Origin of the sequence: Limimaricola variabilis, from assembly GCF_014195545.1 — a bacterium.
Classification (GTDB): Bacteria; Pseudomonadota; Alphaproteobacteria; order Rhodobacterales; family Rhodobacteraceae; genus Limimaricola; species Limimaricola variabilis.
In genome coordinates, this window is the sequence record NZ_JACIBX010000002.1 from 97,701 (window position 1) to 115,646 (window position 17,946).

Annotated in this window: 17 protein-coding genes; 9 read left to right on the forward strand and 8 right to left on the reverse strand. The window is 68.4% G+C overall.

Annotated elements, in window-relative coordinates; all coding sequences use genetic code 11:
- Positions 1-138: 138 nt before the first annotated feature.
- The 3 genes from pnp to FHS00_RS03510 all read left to right on the forward strand — a co-directional run bounded on the left by pnp (position 139) and on the right by FHS00_RS03510 (position 3,807).
- Positions 139-2,271 (forward strand): polyribonucleotide nucleotidyltransferase, encoded by a 2,133-nt coding sequence (pnp, locus tag FHS00_RS03500; RefSeq protein ID WP_183470682.1) that lies wholly within the window; start codon positions 139-141, stop codon positions 2,269-2,271.
- A gap of 188 nt (positions 2,272-2,459) precedes the next feature.
- The gene (locus FHS00_RS03505; RefSeq protein ID WP_183469936.1) at positions 2,460-3,101 is read left to right on the forward strand and encodes a hypothetical protein; all 642 of its coding nucleotides are present in this window, start codon (positions 2,460-2,462) and stop codon (positions 3,099-3,101) included.
- Positions 3,102-3,243: 142 nt separating this feature from the next.
- A complete protein-coding gene (locus tag FHS00_RS03510; RefSeq protein WP_221188703.1) occupies positions 3,244-3,807 on the forward strand; it encodes a L,D-transpeptidase in 564 nt (187 codons plus the stop codon).
- Between the two features lie 36 nt (positions 3,808-3,843).
- On the opposite strand, the gene FHS00_RS03515 is transcribed toward FHS00_RS03510, so the two are convergent.
- The gene (locus tag FHS00_RS03515; protein ID WP_183469937.1) at positions 3,844-4,497 is read right to left on the reverse strand and encodes a peroxiredoxin; all 654 of its coding nucleotides are present in this window, start codon (positions 4,495-4,497) and stop codon (positions 3,844-3,846) included.
- Positions 4,498-4,615: 118 nt separating this feature from the next.
- On the opposite strand from FHS00_RS03515, the gene FHS00_RS03520 reads away from it, so the two are divergent.
- The 3 genes from FHS00_RS03520 to FHS00_RS03530 all read left to right on the forward strand — a co-directional run bounded on the left by FHS00_RS03520 (position 4,616) and on the right by FHS00_RS03530 (position 7,735).
- Complete coding sequence (locus tag FHS00_RS03520) at positions 4,616-6,064, forward strand: aldehyde dehydrogenase family protein (protein WP_183469938.1); 1,449 nt, start codon at positions 4,616-4,618, stop codon at positions 6,062-6,064.
- Between the two features lie 145 nt (positions 6,065-6,209).
- Positions 6,210-7,148 (forward strand): ring-cleaving dioxygenase, encoded by a 939-nt coding sequence (locus FHS00_RS03525; protein WP_183469939.1) that lies wholly within the window; start codon positions 6,210-6,212, stop codon positions 7,146-7,148.
- Positions 7,145-7,735 carry an alpha/beta hydrolase gene (locus tag FHS00_RS03530; protein WP_183469940.1) on the forward strand — a complete coding sequence of 197 codons (591 nt, stop codon included), beginning with the start codon at positions 7,145-7,147 and terminating at the stop codon, positions 7,733-7,735. The genes FHS00_RS03525 and FHS00_RS03530 overlap by 4 nt, the downstream gene beginning before the upstream one ends.
- Here FHS00_RS03530 and FHS00_RS03535 read toward each other — a convergent pair.
- The 4 genes from FHS00_RS03535 to hspQ form a co-directional block, all read right to left on the reverse strand.
- Positions 7,732-8,418: an RluA family pseudouridine synthase gene (locus tag FHS00_RS03535; protein ID WP_183469941.1), complete on the reverse strand. Its 687-nt coding sequence runs from the start codon at positions 8,416-8,418 to the stop codon at positions 7,732-7,734. The two genes, FHS00_RS03530 and FHS00_RS03535, sit on opposite strands and share 4 nt — an antisense overlap.
- Entirely contained in the window at positions 8,402-8,980 is a 579-nt protein-coding gene (locus tag FHS00_RS03540; protein WP_183469942.1) for a helix-turn-helix domain-containing protein, read from the reverse strand. Before FHS00_RS03540 ends, FHS00_RS03535 begins: the two co-directional genes overlap by 17 nt.
- A gap of 67 nt (positions 8,981-9,047) precedes the next feature.
- Complete coding sequence (locus FHS00_RS03545; protein WP_183469943.1) at positions 9,048-9,521, reverse strand: GAF domain-containing protein; 474 nt, start codon at positions 9,519-9,521, stop codon at positions 9,048-9,050.
- Positions 9,522-9,606: 85 nt separating this feature from the next.
- A complete protein-coding gene (hspQ, locus tag FHS00_RS03550) occupies positions 9,607-9,933 on the reverse strand; it encodes a heat shock protein HspQ (protein ID WP_183469945.1) in 327 nt (108 codons plus the stop codon).
- 83 nt (positions 9,934-10,016) lie between these two features.
- On the opposite strand from hspQ, the gene FHS00_RS03555 reads away from it, so the two are divergent.
- From FHS00_RS03555 to FHS00_RS03565, 3 genes are all read left to right on the forward strand, one after another.
- Entirely contained in the window at positions 10,017-10,901 is an 885-nt protein-coding gene (locus tag FHS00_RS03555) for an AEC family transporter (protein WP_183469948.1), read from the forward strand.
- 75 nt (positions 10,902-10,976) lie between these two features.
- A complete protein-coding gene (locus FHS00_RS03560; protein ID WP_183469949.1) occupies positions 10,977-11,561 on the forward strand; it encodes a transglycosylase SLT domain-containing protein in 585 nt (194 codons plus the stop codon).
- Positions 11,562-11,705: 144 nt separating this feature from the next.
- Positions 11,706-12,194, forward strand: coding sequence for a cupin domain-containing protein (locus FHS00_RS03565; RefSeq protein ID WP_183469951.1), 489 nt, complete (start codon positions 11,706-11,708; stop codon positions 12,192-12,194).
- A 63-nt stretch (positions 12,195-12,257) separates the two neighbouring features.
- On the opposite strand, the gene FHS00_RS03570 is transcribed toward FHS00_RS03565, so the two are convergent.
- The 3 genes from FHS00_RS03570 to FHS00_RS03580 all read right to left on the reverse strand — a co-directional run bounded on the left by FHS00_RS03570 (position 12,258) and on the right by FHS00_RS03580 (position 17,862).
- The gene (locus tag FHS00_RS03570) at positions 12,258-12,863 is read right to left on the reverse strand and encodes a LolA family protein (RefSeq protein ID WP_183469953.1); all 606 of its coding nucleotides are present in this window, start codon (positions 12,861-12,863) and stop codon (positions 12,258-12,260) included.
- A gap of 212 nt (positions 12,864-13,075) precedes the next feature.
- Positions 13,076-16,669: a DNA translocase FtsK gene (locus FHS00_RS03575; RefSeq protein ID WP_183469955.1), complete on the reverse strand. Its 3,594-nt coding sequence runs from the start codon at positions 16,667-16,669 to the stop codon at positions 13,076-13,078.
- A gap of 14 nt (positions 16,670-16,683) precedes the next feature.
- Entirely contained in the window at positions 16,684-17,862 is a 1,179-nt protein-coding gene (locus tag FHS00_RS03580) for an aminotransferase class I/II-fold pyridoxal phosphate-dependent enzyme (RefSeq protein WP_183470686.1), read from the reverse strand.
- Between the last annotated feature and the right edge of the window lie 84 nt (positions 17,863-17,946).

Consider the following 17,946-nt stretch of genomic DNA (forward strand, 5'->3'; position numbering starts at 1 on the left):
GCGGACCGGGCTCGCCCCGCGTCACGGACACGAGAAAAAGAGCCAGGGGCATCCGGCCCCTCCGCAACCCGCCCCCGGGGACTGTACGCACGAAGGGGGGCACAAGGGCCCGAAGGTCGGGCCAGAATGGAAAAGACGATGTTTCACGACGTGAAAAAATCGATCCAGTGGGGCGAAGAGACGCTGACGCTGGAAACCGGCAAGGTCGCGCGCCAGGCCGACGGCTCGGTCATCGCGACGCTGGGCGAAACCAGCGTGATGGCCAACGTCACCTTCGCCAAGGCGCCGAAGCCGGGTCAGGACTTCTTCCCCCTGACCGTCCACTACCAGGAAAAATACTACGCCGCCGGCAAGATCCCGGGCGGCTTCTTCAAGCGCGAGGCGCGCCCGACCGAGAAGGAGACGCTGACCGCGCGCCTGATCGACCGGCCGATCCGCCCGCTCTTCGTGCCGGGCTTCAAGAACGAAGTTCTGGTGATGTGCACCGTGCTGAGCCACGACCTCGTCAACGACCCCGACGTCGTCGCGATGATCGCCGCCTCGGCCGCGCTGACGGTCTCGGGCGCCCCCTTCATGGGTCCGATCGCCGGCGCCCGCGTCGGCTTCGTCGATGGCGAATACGTGCTGAACCCGACCGTCGACGACATGCAGAACCTGCGCTCGAACCCCGAGCAGCGCCTCGACCTCGTGGTCGCCGGCACCAAGGACGCGGTCATGATGGTCGAGTCCGAGGCCTACGAGCTGACCGAGGAAGAGATGCTCGGCGCCGTGAACTTCGCGCATGAGCAGATCCAGCCGGTCATCGACCTGATCATCGATCTGGCCGAAGAGACCGCCAAGGAGCCCTTCGACTTCACCCCCCCGGACTACGCGGCGCTCTACGACGCCGTGAAGGCCGCCGGCGAGGAGAAGATGCGCGCCGCCTTCGCGATTACCGACAAGCAGGAGCGCACCGCCGCCGTCGCGGCCGCCCGCGAGGCGATCAAGGGCCAGCTCACCGAGGAGCAGCTCGGCGACGAGAACCTCGGCTCGGCGCTCAAGAAGCTCGAATCGAGCGTCCTGCGCGGCGACGTGGTCAAGAAGGGCAAGCGGATCGACGGTCGCAACCTCGACACCGTCCGCGACATCGTGGCCGAGACCGGCCTGCTGCCGCGCACCCATGGCTCGGCGCTGTTCACCCGTGGCGAGACCCAGGCGCTCGTGGTGACCACGCTCGGCACCGGCGATGACGAGCAGTTCATCGACGCGCTGCACGGCAACTTCAAATCGAACTTCCTGCTGCACTACAACTTCCCCCCCTACTCGGTGGGCGAAGTGGGCCGCGTCGGCTCCCCGGGCCGTCGCGAGATCGGCCATGGCAAGCTCGCCTGGCGGGCGCTGCAGGCGGTGCTGCCGGCGGCGACCGACTTCCCCTACACGATCCGTCTCGTCTCGGAGATCACCGAATCGAACGGCTCCTCCTCGATGGCTTCGGTTTGCGGCGGCTCGCTCGCCATGATGGATGCCGGCGTGCCGCTCAAGAGCGCGGTCGCGGGTGTGGCCATGGGCCTCGTGCTGGAAGATGACGGCTCCTACGCCGTGCTGACCGACATCCTGGGCGACGAGGACCACCTCGGCGACATGGACTTCAAGGTCGCCGGCACCGCCGAAGGCATCACCTCGCTGCAGATGGACATCAAGGTCGCGGGCATCACCCCCGAGATCATGCGCAAGGCTCTGGCGCAGGCCAAGGACGGCCGGATGCACATCCTTGGCGAGATGAACAAGGCGCTCTCCGGCGCGGCCGAGTTCTCGGTTCACGCACCGCGCATCGAGACGATGCAGATCCCGACCGACAAGATCCGCGAAGTGATTGGCTCGGGCGGCAAGGTGATCCGCGAGATCGTCGAGGTCTCGGGTGCCAAGGTCGACATCAACGACGACGGCGTGATCAAGATCGCCTCGGCCAATGGCGAGGCCATCCAGAAGGCCTATGACATGATCTACTCGATCGTGGCCGAGCCCGAGGAAGGCAAGGTCTACAAGGGCACCGTGGTCAAGCTCGTCGACTTCGGCGCCTTCGTGAACTTCTTCGGCAAGCGCGACGGCCTCGTGCATGTCAGCCAGATCGAGAACCGCCGCCTGAACCACCCCTCGGATGTCCTCAAGGAGGGCCAGGAGGTCTGGGTCAAGCTGCTGGGCTTCGACGATCGCGGCAAGGTGCGCCTGTCGATGAAGGTCGTGAACCAGGAGACCGGCGAGGAAACCAAGGAAGACGCGCAGGCCGAGTGAGCCGACGCTTCTGATGGATCGGGAAAAGGGGCCTTCGGGCCCCTTTTTTCATACAGTCTGAAGATGCGTGTGCTGCACTGCGGCGAAACGGTCACACGGAAATGTGACCAATCTGCGATCTGACATCTCTGGGTTGTGATTCACCTGTCCTTTTCGGCAGATGGCGGGGTCACCAACAAGGAACCCCGATGACCCGCCAGATTGCTCTCAACGCCCTCTTCCTCCTCGCCGCCACCGGCGCCCAAGCCCAATCCGTCGAGGATCTCTCGACCGGCTTCGGCCTGTCGACTCTCGGCCTCTACGGTTCGGCCAGCTACGAGGCGATGCCGCAGCTGCGCGCCCGCGGCGTCGTCGTCGGCCTGCCCACCCTCACCCACACCGAGGAAGAAGATGAGGGTGACATGACCGTCGAGCTGGCCACGCTCGGCCTCGCCGCGCTCGCCGATTACTACCCCACTGCAGGTGGCCTGCGCCTCTCGGGCGGCCTGTATCTCGGCAAGCCGGACCTCAGCTTCGACTTGGTGGCCGGGCCGGGCGAGACGATCGAGGTCGGCGATTCGGAGTATTCCGACGCCTCGCTGCACGCCTCCGCATCCTTCGGCCGGCCGATCTCGCCGATGGTGGCGGTCGGCTACGAGACCCGCTTCGGCGAGCGCTGGGCCTTCGACGCCGAGATCGGCGCCATCATGTTCGGCGGCATCGACATCGACGTCGAGGGCGAGAACATCGAAATGGACGATCTCCAGGAGGAAGCCGCCCAGATCGAGGACGATCTCGGCTTCATCAAGGCCTATCCCTGGATCGCGATCGGCGTCTCCTACGCCTTCTGATCCCCGTCTCAGATTTCCCTCCGAGAGGCGCGCCGGTGACGGCGCGTCTCTTGCCGTTTCGTAAACCCAAATTCCACCATTCCGTGCTATGCTCCCCCGCATCGAGGCGAAAACGGGCCAAAGAGTCCGATCAGGAGCAGTCATGAAACTCACGAGACGAGGCGTTCTCGCGGCTATGGCCGCGTCGGTGGCGAGCGGGCCGGTGCTGGCCGCGCCCCCGCATGTTGTGAAGATTCCCCGCGACTGGCTGCCCAGCGTGGTGCCGGTGAACCCGGAACTGGCCGCTGGCGAAATTCACGTCCGGATCGCGCAGAACCGGCTCTACTGGACGCTGGGCGATGGCAAGGCGATCCGCTACGTCGTGGCGCTCGGAGCGGCCGGGCGCAACTTCTCCGGCACCGCGCGGGTCGCGCGCAAGGCCGAATGGCCGTCATGGACGCCCACCGCCAACATGATCAAGGCCGAACCGGCGGTGTACGGCCCCTATGCGCGCGGACTGCCCGGCGGCCATGCCCGCAACCCGCTGGGTGCGCGGGCGCTCTACCTCTACCGCGACGGGCGCGACACCTACTACCGCATCCACGGCACGCCGCAGCCCTGGACGATGGGGCGCCAGTTCTCCTCGGGCTGCGTGCGGCTGATCAACGAGCATGTCGAGGATCTCTACGACCGAGTGCCGGTCGGCACGACCGTGGTCGTCGCCTGATGGCAGGGCGCCCGCATGCGGGCGCCCCTTTACCGATTACTGCGGCGCCTTGGTCATCCGCAGATAGGGCAGAACGGTTTCGAAGTCGCCGAACTTGGCCTTCGCGTCCTCGTCCGAAAGCGTGGCCGGGATCACCACGTCCTGGCCGACCTGCCAGTCGGCGGGTGTCGCGACCCCCTTGCCGGTAGAGAGCTGCAGCGCGTCGAGCGCGCGCAGCACCTCGCCGAAATTGCGGCCGACGGTCATCGGGTAGGTCATCGACAGCTTGAGCTGCTTGTCCGGGCCGATGATGAAGACCGCCCTCACCGTGGCGCTGTCATTGGGCGTGCGCCCGTCCGGCAGGTAGGCATCGGCAGGCAGCATGTCGAAGGCCTTGGAGATTTCCAGACCGTCATCGGCGACGATCGGGAATTGCGGCGCGGCGCCGCCCGCCTTCTCGATGTCGCGCTTCCAGCGGACATGCTCGTCGACACCGTCGACCGAGACGCCCAGCACCTTGGTGCCGCGCTTGTCCCATTCGGCCTGAAGCCGCGCCACGGCGCCGAATTCGGTGGTGCAGACCGGGGTGAAGTCCTTGGGATGGCTGAAGATGATCGCCCAGCCGTCGCCGACCCACTCATGCAGGTTCAGCTCGCCCTGATCGGTGGTCACCGTCAGGTTCGGGATCTCGTCATTGATGCGCAGGGCCATGTCAGCCTCCTTCATCCGGTTGCGTTGTTGCCAACATAGGAAGCCCGCCCCCCCGCTGCCACCGCTTGCGGGCCGGACGAGCCACTGCCACTGTCGCCGCCAAGACGGAGGACATTCCATGATCGAGAAACGCGAGTTCTACATCGACGGCCGCTGGACCGCCCCTGCGGCGGCGCGCGATTGCGACGTCATCGACCCCTCGACCGAGGAGGTTTGCGCGGTGATCTCACTGGGCGCGCAGGCCGACACCGACGCCGCCGTGGCCGCCGCCAAGCGCGCCCTGCCCGGCTGGCGCGCCACTCCGCCCGCGGAGCGCCGGGCGCTGATCGAGCGGTTCCTTGAGCAGTACAAGGCACGCAAGGAGGATCTCGCCGAGGCGATGAGCCTCGAGATGGGCGCGCCGATCGACTTTGCTCGCGCCGAACAGGCCAGCGCCCTGCCCTGGCACACCAAGAACTTCCTGCGTGCCTTCGACAAGATCGAATGGCTGCGCCCGCTGGGCGATCACGCCCCCGACACGATGATCTCGATGGAGCCGATCGGCGTGGTCGGGCTGATCACCCCGTGGAACTGGCCGATGAATCAGGTCACGCTCAAGGTGGTGCCGGCCCTGCTCGCCGGCTGCACCATGGTGCTCAAGCCCTCCGAGGAAGCGCCGCTCTCCTCGATCGTCTTCGCCGAGATGCTGGACGCGGCCGGCGTGCCGCCGGGGGTGTTCAACCTCGTCAATGGCGACGGCGCGGGCGTCGGCACGCAGCTTTCGGCGCATGAGGACGTGCAGATGATCTCCTTCACCGGTTCGACCCGGGCGGGCCGCGCCATTTCCCGCACCGCGGCCGAGACGCTCAAGCGCGTCACGCTCGAACTGGGCGGCAAGGGCGCGAACCTGGTCTTCGCCGATGCCGGCGAGGACGCGGTACGGCGCGGTGTGCAGCACTGCATGGAGAACACCGGCCAATCCTGCAACGCGCCAACCCGGATGCTGGTCGAGCGCGGCTTCTACGACCAGGCGGTCGAGATCGCCGCGCACGAAGCCGCCGCCACCCGCGTCGGCCCCGCGAGCCAGCCCGGCGCGCATATCGGCCCGCTGGTCAACAAGACCCAGTGGGACAAGGTGCAGGGCCTGATCGAGAAAGGCATCGAGGAGGGCGCGCGCCTCGTGGCAGGAGGGCCGGGCCTGCCCGAAGGCGTCAACCGTGGCTACTTCGTCCGCCCCACCGTCTTTGCCGACGTCACGCCGTCGATGACCATCGCCCGCGAGGAGATCTTCGGCCCCGTCCTGTCGATCCTGCCCTTCGACGACGAGGCGCAGGCGGTCGAGATCGCCAACGACACGCCCTACGGCCTGACCAACTACGTCCAGAGCGCCGATCCGGCGCGGCGCAACCGCCTCGCCCTCGCACTGCATTCCGGCATGGTCGAGATGAACGGCCGGTCGCGGGGGGCAGGTGCGCCCTTCGGCGGCGTCGGTCAGTCTGGCCGCGCGCGCGAGGGTGGCGTTTGGGGCATCGAGGAGTTTCTTGAGGTCAAGGCGATCTCCGGCTGGGGCCTCGACGCCGCCGAGTGATGACCCAAGGGGGCGGCTCCCCGCCCCCTTTGCCTGCCCCATCGTCGACGACTGTGCGCCCCTGCACCGACCCCGCGCCCAAAGCGGGGATTTCGCTCTGCCCGTGCTAGATTATCTCGGTGCCAAGCACAGGGGAGCCGAAGCCATGCTGGATCAGATCAAGGGCCTGCACCACGTCACCGCCATGGCGTCGGGCGCACGCGCCAACAACGCTTTCTACACCGACACGCTCGGGCTACGCCGGGTCAAGAAGACCGTCAATTTCGACGCGCCCGACGTCTATCACCTCTACTACGCCGACGAGATCGGTACGCCGGGCACGGTGATGACCTACTTTCCCTTCCCCCGGGCGGCGCGCGGTCGGCGCGGGGCGGGCGAGGTCGCGCTGACCTCCTTCGCGATTCCCGAAGGCAGCGCCGCGGCATGGGAGGCCCGGTTGCGCGAGCGCCATGTCGAGAACCTCGCCCGCGACAGCGCCTTCGGCGCGGCGCGGGTCCTGTTCGACGGCCCCGACGGTGAGCGGCTGGCGCTGGTCGAGGTGCCAGGCGACGACCGTGCCCCCTGGACCGGGGGCGGGGTGGAGACCGAGATCGCGATCCGCGGCTTTCACTCGGTCGAGATGCTCCTGCGCGACAAGGCCGCGACGGTCGAGCTGCTGAATTTCATGGGCTACCGTGAGGCGGACGCCGAAGGCACCGTGACGCGCTACGAGATCGCCGGGGGCAACCCGGCCAACCGGATCGATATCCGGGTCGACCCGGCGGCCCCGCGCGCGCAGCAGGGCGCGGGCTCCGTGCATCACATCGCCTTCGCGGTCGAGGACCGCGCCGCGCAGGCCGAGGTCGCGGCGCGGCTGGCCGAGGCGGGCTGGCAGACCACGCCGCAGATCGACCGCGACTACTTCTACGCCATCTATTTCCGCAGCCCCGGCGGCGTGCTGTTCGAGGTGGCGACCAACGAGCCGGGCTTCGACCGGGACGAGGAGCGCGCCCATCTCGGCGAGGGGCTGAAGCTGCCCCGCCAGCACGAGCACCTGCGCGCGCAGCTCGAGCGCCAGCTCGAGCCGCTCGGGGACGAGGCATGATGCAGGCGGCCCGGCATGACGGCCGCGCGGGCGCGCCGCTGCTGCTCACCTTTCACGGCACCGGCGGCGACGAGCAGCAGTTCCACGGCTTCGGCATGGAGCTGCTGCCCGGGGCACATGTCGTCTCGCCGCGCGGCGAGGTGAGCGAGGGCGGCGCGCTGCGGTTCTTCCGGCGCAAGGCCGAGGGCGTCTACGACATGCAGGATCTGGCGCAGCGGCGCGACGAGATGGCCCGCTTCGTCGCGGCGGAGATCACCCGCACCGGCGCCACGCGGGTGATCGGGCTGGGCTATTCCAACGGCGCCAACATCCTCGCCGCCACGGCGCTGGAGCACCCCGCCCTGTTCACCGACATGGCGCTGCTGCACCCGCTGATCCCCTGGACGCCCGTACCGCAACCGGGCCTCGCGGGGCGCCGGGTGCTGGTCACGGCGGGTGAGCGCGATCCGATCTGTCCGGCGCCGCTCACCCGCGCACTGGCCGACTATCTCGAGGCGCAGGGCGTCGCGCTGAGCCAGGCCTGGCACCCCGGCGGCCACGAGATCCGCCCTGAGGAGATCGAGGCGCTGCGCAGTTTTCTCGCCTAGAAGGGCGCGCGGGCGCTGAAGCGCACGCCCTTGCCGCCGTCGGGATGGCGGAATTGCAGCGTCTCGGAATGCAGCATCAGCCGGGGGTGATCGTCGCGCGCCGGGCCCTCGGCATAGAACGGATCGCCCAGGATCGGGTGACCGAGCGCCAGCATGTGCACCCTCAGCTGGTGGCTGCGCCCGGTCTTGGGGCTGAGCCGCACCCGGCTTTCGGCGTCATTGGCGCGCACCACCCGCCAGTCGGTCACGGCCGGGCGGCCATTCTCGTGATCGACCCTCTGGCGCGGTCGATTCGGCCAGTCCACGGCGATCGGCAGGTCGACCGTGCCGGTCGCCGGTTCGAGCCGCCCGGCCACCCGCGCCACATAGGTCTTGCGGGTCTGGCGCTTTTCGAACTGCAGGCCGAGATGGCGCTGAGCATGCGGCGTCAGCGCAAAGACCATCACGCCCGAGGTGTCGCGATCGAGCCGATGCACCAGCAGTGCCGTGGGAAAGGCCTCCTGCACCCGGCCCAATAGGCAATCGGCCAGATGCGCCCCCTTGCCCGGCACCGAGAGCAGACCCGAGGGCTTGTCGACGATCAGGATCTCGTGGTCGTCATGAATGACCGAGAGCGGCGTCTGCGGCGGATCATAGGCGCTGCCGATATCGGGTTCGGGCGGGGTGTCAGGCGTCCGGGTCATCCGGCAGCGGTGCCAGCACCCAGACCACCGTGCAAGGGGTGTCGTGCGGATTGAGCCAGGAGAAGGCTTCTCCCCGGCTCCAGAAGCTGTCCCCGGCACCGAGGTGATGGTGACGATCCCCGATGCGAATCTGGACGTCGCCCTTGACCACCAACCCCATCATGATGTCGCCCTCGTGGCGCGGTCGCTCCGAAGCCGTGTGCGGCGCGAGCTCGCTGCTGTAGAAATGAATGCCCGCCATCATCGGCGTCAGCAGGTCGTCCATCGCGCCGCTGTTGTCGGCCGACAGGGCGCGGCGCTGATCGGCGCGCAGCACGGTATCCTCCGGAGCCAGGACCGCCCCGTCGCGCCGGAACAGCTGCGACAGCGGCAGCTCGAAGGCTTGGGCAAGGATCTTCAGATCCTCGTAATCCAGGCGCGACCGGCCCCGCTCCACCTGGCTGATCCAGCCGGTCGAGCGGTTGGTCAGCGCCGCGAGATCCGCGATCCGCAATCCCTTTGATTTGCGCAGGCGCCGGAGATCCGTTCCCAGCCCGCTGCGCACTTCATCCATCACACTCATAAACACCTGCCCTTTCGTGCAGGGCCTTGTACCCCCTGGGGGTTTGTTAATCAAAATCTGCAACAACTCAGGCGGGAATTGCGGCCCGATGTTGCGAAAACACAGTCCTCAGCAGCGCCTCAAGCCGCTCCGCATCTGCCGCGTCGAAGGCGTCCGGCTGATCGCTGTCGATGTCGAGCACCGCGAAGACCCGGCCTTCGACGTCGCGCAGGGGGATCACCAGCTCGGATCGGGTCGAGGAGGAGCAGGCGATGTGGCCGGGGAACGCCTCGACATCGGGCACGAGCTGGGTTTCGCCAGTCCGCGCCGCCGCGCCGCAAACGCCGCGCTCGAACGGGATCGTCAGGCAGCCATGGCCCCCTTGATAGGGCCCGATCTTGAGCAGACCGGGCGCGGTCACGCGGTAGAAGCCCGTCCAGTCGAACCGGTCATCGGCGTGGTGCAGCTCGCAGGCGATCGTCGCCATCAGCGCGATCTCGTCGGTCTCGCCCTCGGTCAGGGCGAGCACGCGGCCACGCAGTTCGTCGAAATCGAGGGTCATAACTGATGCTCCGGGTCGAATACCTGCCCAATGGGACAGGTCGTGGACCCACCGCAACCCCACAAACCCGTACGCTATCGCACGTTCAGTTCAGATCGACCTGCAGCGGGTAATGCCCATCCTCGAACGGGCCGAAGAGATCGTCGAGATCGGGGTGGTCGACCGGCTCGCCGGAATAGTCGGCCACGAGGTTCTGCTCGCTGACATAGGCGACGTAGTAGCTCTGCGCGTTCTCGGCGAGGAGATGGTAGAAGGGCTGCTGCTTGGCCGGGCGGCTGTCCTCGGGGATCGCTAGGTACCATTCCTCGGTATTGGAGAAGATCGCGTCGACATCGAAGATCACGCCGCGGAACGGGTGCTTGCGATGGCGGACCACCTGACCCAGCGAATATTTTGCGCGCGACTTCAGCATGGCAGACCGTCCTTTCCACCAGTATTACCCGCAAAGCCCCTCACAGGTCCATGCGAGGTGGTCAAGTAGGGGAGAAACAGTCCGTGAACCTGATTTCGACAGTGCTGGAGATCACCGCGCCCGTCTTCGCCTTGGCGCTGATCGGCTTCGGCTGGGTTCGCCTTGGACTGGAATACGACGTGCGCTTCGTCAGCCGGATGGCGATGACGATCTCGGTGCCCTGCCTGATCTTCGTGGCCCTGATGAAGACCGAGATCGACCCTTCGGCGCTGGCGACGCTGTCGCTCGCCGCGGGGGCGAGCTACGTGGCGCTGGCGCTGGCCTTCGCGGCGCTGCTGGCGGTGCTCAGGCTCGACCAGCCGACCTATCTGGCCCCGCTGATCTTCGGCAATACCGGCAATGTCGGGTTGCCGCTGGCCTATTTCGCCTTTGGCGAGGAGGGGCTGGGCTACGCGGTGGTGGTCTTCGCGGTTATGGCCATCGGCTCCTTCACCTTCGGCATCCGCATCGTCGCCGGGCGCGGCGCCATGGGACGGGTGCTGCGCGAGCCGCTGGTCTGGGCCACGCTGCTGGGTGCGCTGTTCCTGTGGCGCGGCTGGCGCACCCCCGACGTGGTGACCAACACGCTGGAGCTCGTGGGCCAGATGGCGATTCCCCTGATGCTGATCACGCTCGGCGTCGCGGTGGCCCGGCTGCGCCCCGGCACGCTGGCGCGCACCACCGCGCTTTCGGCCGCCAAGATCGCGCTCTGCGCCATGGTGGCCGCGGTGCTGGGGCTGTGGTTCGGCCTGCCGCCCACCGCCTTCGCGGTGCTGGTGGTGCAGATCTCGACCCCGGTGGCGGTGACCTCCTACCTGCTGGCCGAGAAGTATGGCTCGGACGCGCAGGCGGTGGCGGGGCTGGTGGTCACCTCGACTCTGCTGTCGGTGATCACCTTGCCGCTCATCCTGGCAATCGTGATCGCCTGAACCGCTCTGGGCTGTTTCGCGTTGCCCCGCGTTGGGCTAGGCTCGAAAAAAAATACAAACGCTTGCGAGGGGCATATGAGCAGACTCTTTCGCGCCATGATTGTGTTGGCCGTCTTGGCCGGTTGCGGGCAGCGCGACTTCGCCGCGCCCCGCGAGCTGGACGACGCCTGCAGCATCGTGCGCCAGCATCCCGACTATCTCCGCGCCTTCAAGGCGACCGAACGCAAATGGGGCGTGCCGGTCCCGGTGCAGATGGCGATCATCTACCAAGAGAGCAAGTTCGTCGGCAACGCGCGGACACCGTTCCAGTGGAAGTTGGGGGTGATTCCCGTCGGCCGGCAATCCTCGGCCTATGGCTACAGCCAGGCGCTCGACGGCACCTGGGAGGAATACATGGAGCAGGAGGGCGGCTTCCGGCACAAGCGCGACCGGATCGAGCACGCCACCAACTTCATGGGCTGGTACATGAACGGCACCCAGCGCGAACTGGGCATCCCGCTCTACGACACCCGCAACCAGTATCTGGCCTATCACGACGGGCGCGCGGGCTACCGGCGTGGGACCTGGAAGTCCAAGGGCTGGCTGATCAACGTCTCGGATTCGCTAGCCCGCCGCACCCTGCTCTATGACAGCCAGCTCAGGGCCTGCGGCAAGCGCTGAATCACGGATACGGGCGGCCTTGGGGCCGCCCTTTCCTTGTGCATCAGGCGGATGCAGTCCCTTCGGGGAGCTGTGCGACTCGGGGCGCGAGGCTTACCCTGCGGCACGGGCCGATTTGCGGCCCGATCATGGGAGATACTCGACATGTTTCGATTCCCAGATCACCCGTGGCGCGGCGGGGGCATCGCCCTCGTCCTCGCCCTGACCGGCTCCATGGCCTTTGCCATGGACGACATGGCAAAATCGATGGCGCCGGATATGCTGGAGTGGGGCGCTGGACCGCCCACCCTGCCCGAGGGTGCCGAACTTGCCGTGCTGAGCGGCAACCCGATGGAGGCCGGCCCCTTCGTGGTGAGGCTGCGCTTTCCGGACGGCTTCGCGGTGCCACCGCACACCCACCCCACCGCAGAGCACGTGACGGTGATATCCGGCACCCTGCTCTTCGCCCATGGCGAGGACCCCGCCACGGCCGAGCCGCAGCAGGTCGCGGCCGGCGGCTTCATCATGATCCCCCCCGACCACCCGCACCGGGCGACGGCCGAGGGCGAGACCGTGATCCAGATCAATGGCGAGGGGCCGTTCGCGGTAACCTATCTCGACCCTGCCGACGATCCGCGCGGCCAGACCAACTGACCATAACGAAAAGGGCCGCCGGTCGGACGACCGGCGGCCCCGAGAGGGCTCAGGCGTGGCCCGTCACCACTTCGACATCTCGGAGCGGATGTTGAACTTCGAATCGGAGATGCTGGCGCCCGGCCGTAGGTCGTTGAGCACCACGGTGGTCTTCTGCCCGGCATCGTCGGTGACGATCCACTGCCGCAGCTCGACCGGATCGGCGGTGAACACCATCTGGATCGAGCCGTATTCCGGATGCGCCGGGTCCTGGGCGGTCACGGTGGTCTTGGTGCCGTCCGAGGTATGGCCGGTCACCATCCCGGCGCGGCCGAGATCGACGTTGCGCTCGAGGATGATGTTGAGCGGCGTCTGGTTCAGCGGGTAGCGCTCGGGCCCGGTGTTGGAGCGGGCGTCGAACACCGCCACCTGGCCACCGCCGGCGATCATCATCGAGCGGTCGCCTTGATACTCGAAGCGGATCCGGCCGGGCCGCTTGATGTACATCGTGCCGGTCTGGATCGAGCCGTCGCCGTTGATCTGGGTGAAGCCCGAGCTCGCCGACTGGAGCTGGTTGAGATAGTTCGAGATCTCGCCCAGCGAAAGCTGCCGGGCGAAGGCCGGGCCAGCGGCCACCGCCAGCGAAGCGGCGGCGAGCGAGGCGAGGAAGCTGCGTCGGATCATGGTCATGTCTCGCGTGGTCCTTGATGTCCTGCGCCCGAAGGGGCGCCTTGGCACTCGATATAGGGCCGGTCTGCCGAATTGTCCGCCGATAGGCGATATCGGGCCGGCCGCCAACGGATGACGAGGCCAAGAAAAAGCCCCCCACCCGGCGGGGTAGGGGGCTTAAGCCTCTGATTTCATTGCGCGCGACGCCCCCTCACGGAGTGATCGCGCCGATGTCAGTGGACCTCCGGCACCAGCACTTCGCGCTTGCCGACATGGTTCGCAGCCGAGACCACACCCTGATCCTCCATCTGCTCCACCAGTCGCGCGGCCTTGTTGTAGCCGATCGCCAGCTTGCGCTGGATGTAGGAGGTGGAACACTTGCGGTCCTTGGCGACGATCTGCACCGCCTGGTCGTAGAGCGCGTCCTCGCCGTCGGAGCCCGAGGTCGAGGAGCCGCCACCCGCGAGGCCCAGGACCGCGTCGATATCCGAGCTCTTCTCCTCGTCGGGGCCCTCGACCACGCCGCCGACATAGTCGGGCGGGCCGAAGCCCTTGAGGTAGGTCACGATCTCTTCGACCTCCTCGTCCGAGCAGAACGGCCCGTGGACGCGGGTGATCTTGGAGCCGCCGGCCATGTAGAGCATGTCGCCCATGCCCAGGAGCTGCTCGGCCCCCTGTTCGCCGAGGATCGTGCGGCTGTCGATCTTGGAGGTGACCGAGAAGGAGATCCGGGTCGGGAAGTTGGCCTTGATCGTGCCGGTGATGACGTCGACGGAGGGGCGCTGCGTCGCCATGATCAGGTGGATTCCGCTGGCCCGCGCCATCTGCGCGAGGCGCTGGATGCAGGCCTCGATCTCCTTGCCCGCGACCATCATCAGGTCGGCCATCTCGTCGACGATGACGACGATATAGGGCAGCAGTTCGGGCTGGAACTCGTCGGTCTCGAAGATCGGGTCGCCGGTCTCCTCGTCGAAGCCGGTCTGGACGGTGCGCGAGAAGGTCTCGCCCTTGGACAGCGCCTCCTTCACCCGGCCGTTGTAGCCGTCGATGTTGCGCACGCCCATCTTCGACATCTTGCGGTAGCGCTCCTCCATCTCGCCCACCACCCATTTTAGGGCGACCACCGCCTTCTTGGGATCGGTGACGACGGGCGAGAGCAGGTGCGGGATGCCGTCATAGACGCTGAGTTCCAGCATCTTGGGGTCGATCATGATCAACCGGCATTCCTCGGGCGTCAGCTTGTAGAGCAGCGACAGGATCATCGTGTTGATCGCCACCGACTTGCCCGAGCCGGTGGTCCCCGCGATCAGCAGGTGCGGCATCTTGGCGAGGTTGGCGATCACCGGCTCGCCGCCGATATCCTTGCCGAGCGCGAGCGGCAGCTTCATCTGCTGGTCGGAATAGTCGCGTGCACCGAGGATCTCGCGCAGCGCCACCATCTCGCGCTTGGCGTTGGGCAATTCGATGCCGATCACCGAGCGGCCCGGCACGGTCGAAACCCGCGCCGAGAGCGCCGACATGGAGCGCGCGATGTCGTCGGCGAGGCCGATTACCCGGCTCGCCTTCAGGCCCGGCGCGGGCTCCAGCTCGTACATGGTGACCACGGGGCCGGGACGGACCGAGACGATCTCGCCCTTGACGCCGTAATCCTCGAGCACGCCCTCGAGCATGCGCGCGTTCTCCTCGAGCTGCGCGTCCGGCAGGTGGTGCCGCTCGATGGCGGAGGGGTCCATCAGCAGGTCGAGCGGCGGATACTCGTATTCGGGCCAGCTCGGCTGCGCAGCCACGGGCTGGCTCGGCGCCGGTTGAGGCGCGGCGCGCGCGATCGGCGCCGCCGGCCCGGCGGGCATGGCGGGCGCGGCCGGACGCGGTGCCGGGCGCGGCTCGGCAGCCGGTGCCACCGGTTCGCGACGCGCGGTAAGCGGCGCGGGCTGCGGGCGCGCGGGTGCGGCGACCTGCGGGGTCACGGGGGCGGGTTCGGGCTCGGCTTCGCCATGGACGCCATGAGCGCCCCAGTCCGCCGCGGTCTCTTCCGCCCAATCCGCCGTCGCATCGGCGACGCGGTCGCTCTGGGTCTCATCAGCCCAACCGGCCGTCTCCTCGGCGCTCCAGTCGGTGTCCGGCTCGCGGGTCTCCACTTCGGGCGCGTCCCAGCTCCGCATTTCGCGCGGCGCCACTTCGGGGGCCTGGACCTGCGGTGCATGGGCTTCCGGCGTGGCAGCACCGAGCGCGGGGGCATGGCTTTCCGCCTCGACCGCTCCCGTGGCGCGGGCCAGCGGCGGCTCGACCCGCGGTGCAGCGGTGGGCGCGGCCCGCGTGCCAAGCGCCTGACCGGCGATCGCTTGTCCCGCGGCGGCGAGACCGGCCCCGGCGGCGGCAAGACCGGCGCCGGCGACCGCGCGCGGCGTCTTGTTAATCATCAGCGGCTTGGGACCGCGGCCGCGGGTCAGCGACGGCTCGATCCGGCCGTTCTGGAAGGGCGGCATGGTGTCGGGGCCGGTGCGCGCGCGGATCGCGTCCGAAATGCGCGACCGGATGCGGTCATCGACCCCGTCCGGCTCGGCCGGTGCAGCGGCGGCAGCGGTGAGCGGCGGCTCGACCGGGCCGGTGGTCGCGTCGCGCGGCTCGCTGCGGCGCAGGAGCTGCGGCATCCGCGACAGCAGGCCGCCCGAGGGCTCCTCGGAACGGGTCGGTCGCGGCGGCGCGGCGAGCGTGCCCGGCGGTGCCGGCGGCAGCCTGCGCGCGGGCGCGGCTGGCATGTCCTCGGCCACGGTTTCGGCCAACTCCGGCTCGGGCCAGCCATAGGCGTCATCGGCCTCCGGCATCGGCGGCGGCGGCGGGACGGGTGCTGCGGCGCGCGGCATCACCCGCGTGACCGCGGGCGGCATGCGCCGCGACGGCGTCTCGATCAGCGCCTCGTCATCCTCTTCGGCGGCATAGGCGGCCTCGTCCGGCTCACTGGCCGCAGCCGCCGGGGCGGACACGGAGGCCATGCGCCGGGCGGCATGGGCGCGGACCACGGCGGCGACGCGCTGCGTCTGGCTCGGCTCGGGCACGGCGCGGGCGGCGGCCTCTTCCTCGGCGGCGAGGGCGGCGTCGCGGCGCATCTGCTCGCGGCGCTGCTCGATCTCGTCGCCGATCCGTGCGCGCATCACCTCGGCGGCGCGCATCGATACCGCGGCGCCGCGGCCCATCAGCCGCAGGCCCAGCGCATAGGCCAGCACCAGCCCGAGAAGCAGCAACCGCCACAGCCCCTGCGTCTCGTCGCGGGTGAAGCCGGTAACGAAGGCACCGGCGGCCAGCGTGCCCGCCCCCAGCAGCAGCGCCAGCAGGTTCACCCCGAAGCCCGCGCCGAAGGGCAGGATGGTGAGCAGGAGGCCCAGCACCGTGTCGCCGAACAGCCCGCCCAGCCCGAAATTATGGCTCCAGCCATCCGGCGGGGTCAGCGTGGCGGCAAAGACGGCGGCCAGCGCGACGACGATCGGCGCGAACATCAACCGCGACATCGCCCGGTCCTCGCCCCGGTGCAGCGTCAGCCGCACGCCCCAGGTCAGGAACACCAGCGGCAGCATCCAGGCGCCGCGGCCGACGATCATCACGATCGGCTGCGCTACCGAGGCACCGAAGCGCCCCAGCCAGTTCTGCACCGGCGCGTCCGAGGCGAGCATCCAGTTCGGATCGTCGGGGCTGTAGGAGCCGATCATCATCGCGACCATCAGCCCCAGAGCGATCAGCACAAGTCCGAGCAGCTCCTTGCCGCGCTTTTCCAGCGCTGCCTGGGTGTTGCTGTCGAAGAGCGGTTCGCGCCCCCGCGTCTGATACGCCATTTCGCCTCGTCCTCTCAGTCGTAGAGACAGCTGCGGAGTGTCTCCAACCCGCGCTGCATCTCATCCGCCGGGGCCACCATGGCGACCCTGACATATCCCTTGCCGGGATTTTCTCCGTTTACCTCGCGCCCGAGATAGGCGCCGGGCAGCACCCGCACCCCCGTCTCGCGCCACAGCTTGAGCGCCGCCGTCTCGCCATCCCCGACCGGAAGCCAGAGGAAGAACCCGGCCTCGGGGGCGGCGTAGCCAGGCACGCCCCCCAGCACCGCGTCGGCGATGTCGAATTTCGCGGCGTAGAGCGCGCGGTTCTCGACCACGTGCTCCTCGTCCGACCACGCCTTGGCCGCGACAGCCTGCAGCGGCAGCGGCAACGGCGCGCCGGCATAATTCCGCAGCTGGCGCATCCGGCGAATCGATTCGGGGCCGCCAGCGGCGAAGCCCGCGCGCAGGCCGGGCAGGTTCGAGCGCTTGGAAAGCGAGTTGAACACCACCAGCCGCTCGGGATCGGCGCCCATGGCCTCGGCCACCGCGAGCGCGCCGGGCGGCGGCGTCTCGCGCCAGATCTCGGAATAGCACTCGTCGGCGAAGACCCGAAAATCATGGCGCTCGGCCAGTTCCAGCAGCCGCTTGAGATAGGCTTCCGAGGCCACCGCGCCCTGCGGATTCGAGGGCGAGCAGAGATAGAAGATCGCCGTGCGGTCCAGCGTCTCGGGCGCGATCGCGTCGAGATCAGGCAGAAAGCCAGTTTCGCCCGTGGCGGGCAGGTAGCGCGGCTCCGCGCCGACCGACAGCGCAGCCACGGCATAGACCTGGTAGAAGGGGTTCGGCATCAGCACCAGGGGCCGCTGCCCGCCCTTCGCCTCGGGGCACAGCGCCATGGCGGCGTTGTAGAGACCCTCGCGGGTGCCGTTGAGCGCCAGCAGCCGGTCCTGCGGCACCGCGATGCCGTAGCGCCGGGCGATCCAGCCCGAGATCGCGCCGAGCAGCATCTCCGACCCCTCGTTGACCGGATACTTGCCGAATCCCTGCGCCGCGGCGGCGATGGTCGGCCCGACCCAGTCGGGATAGGGGTGCTGCGGTTCGCCGATCGTCATCGCCAGCGGCGCGCCGCCCGGCTTGTGCGAATCGAGCAGCGCCCGCAGACGCGGGAACGCGTATTCCGGTAGGTCCGAGAACCGTTCGGGAAAATCCATCGCTGCCTCATGATCGGGGGTCATGGCCCTGCCCCTCTTGCCACGAAACTACCCGTGCGGGCAGGACGATGTCCAGCTTTCGCC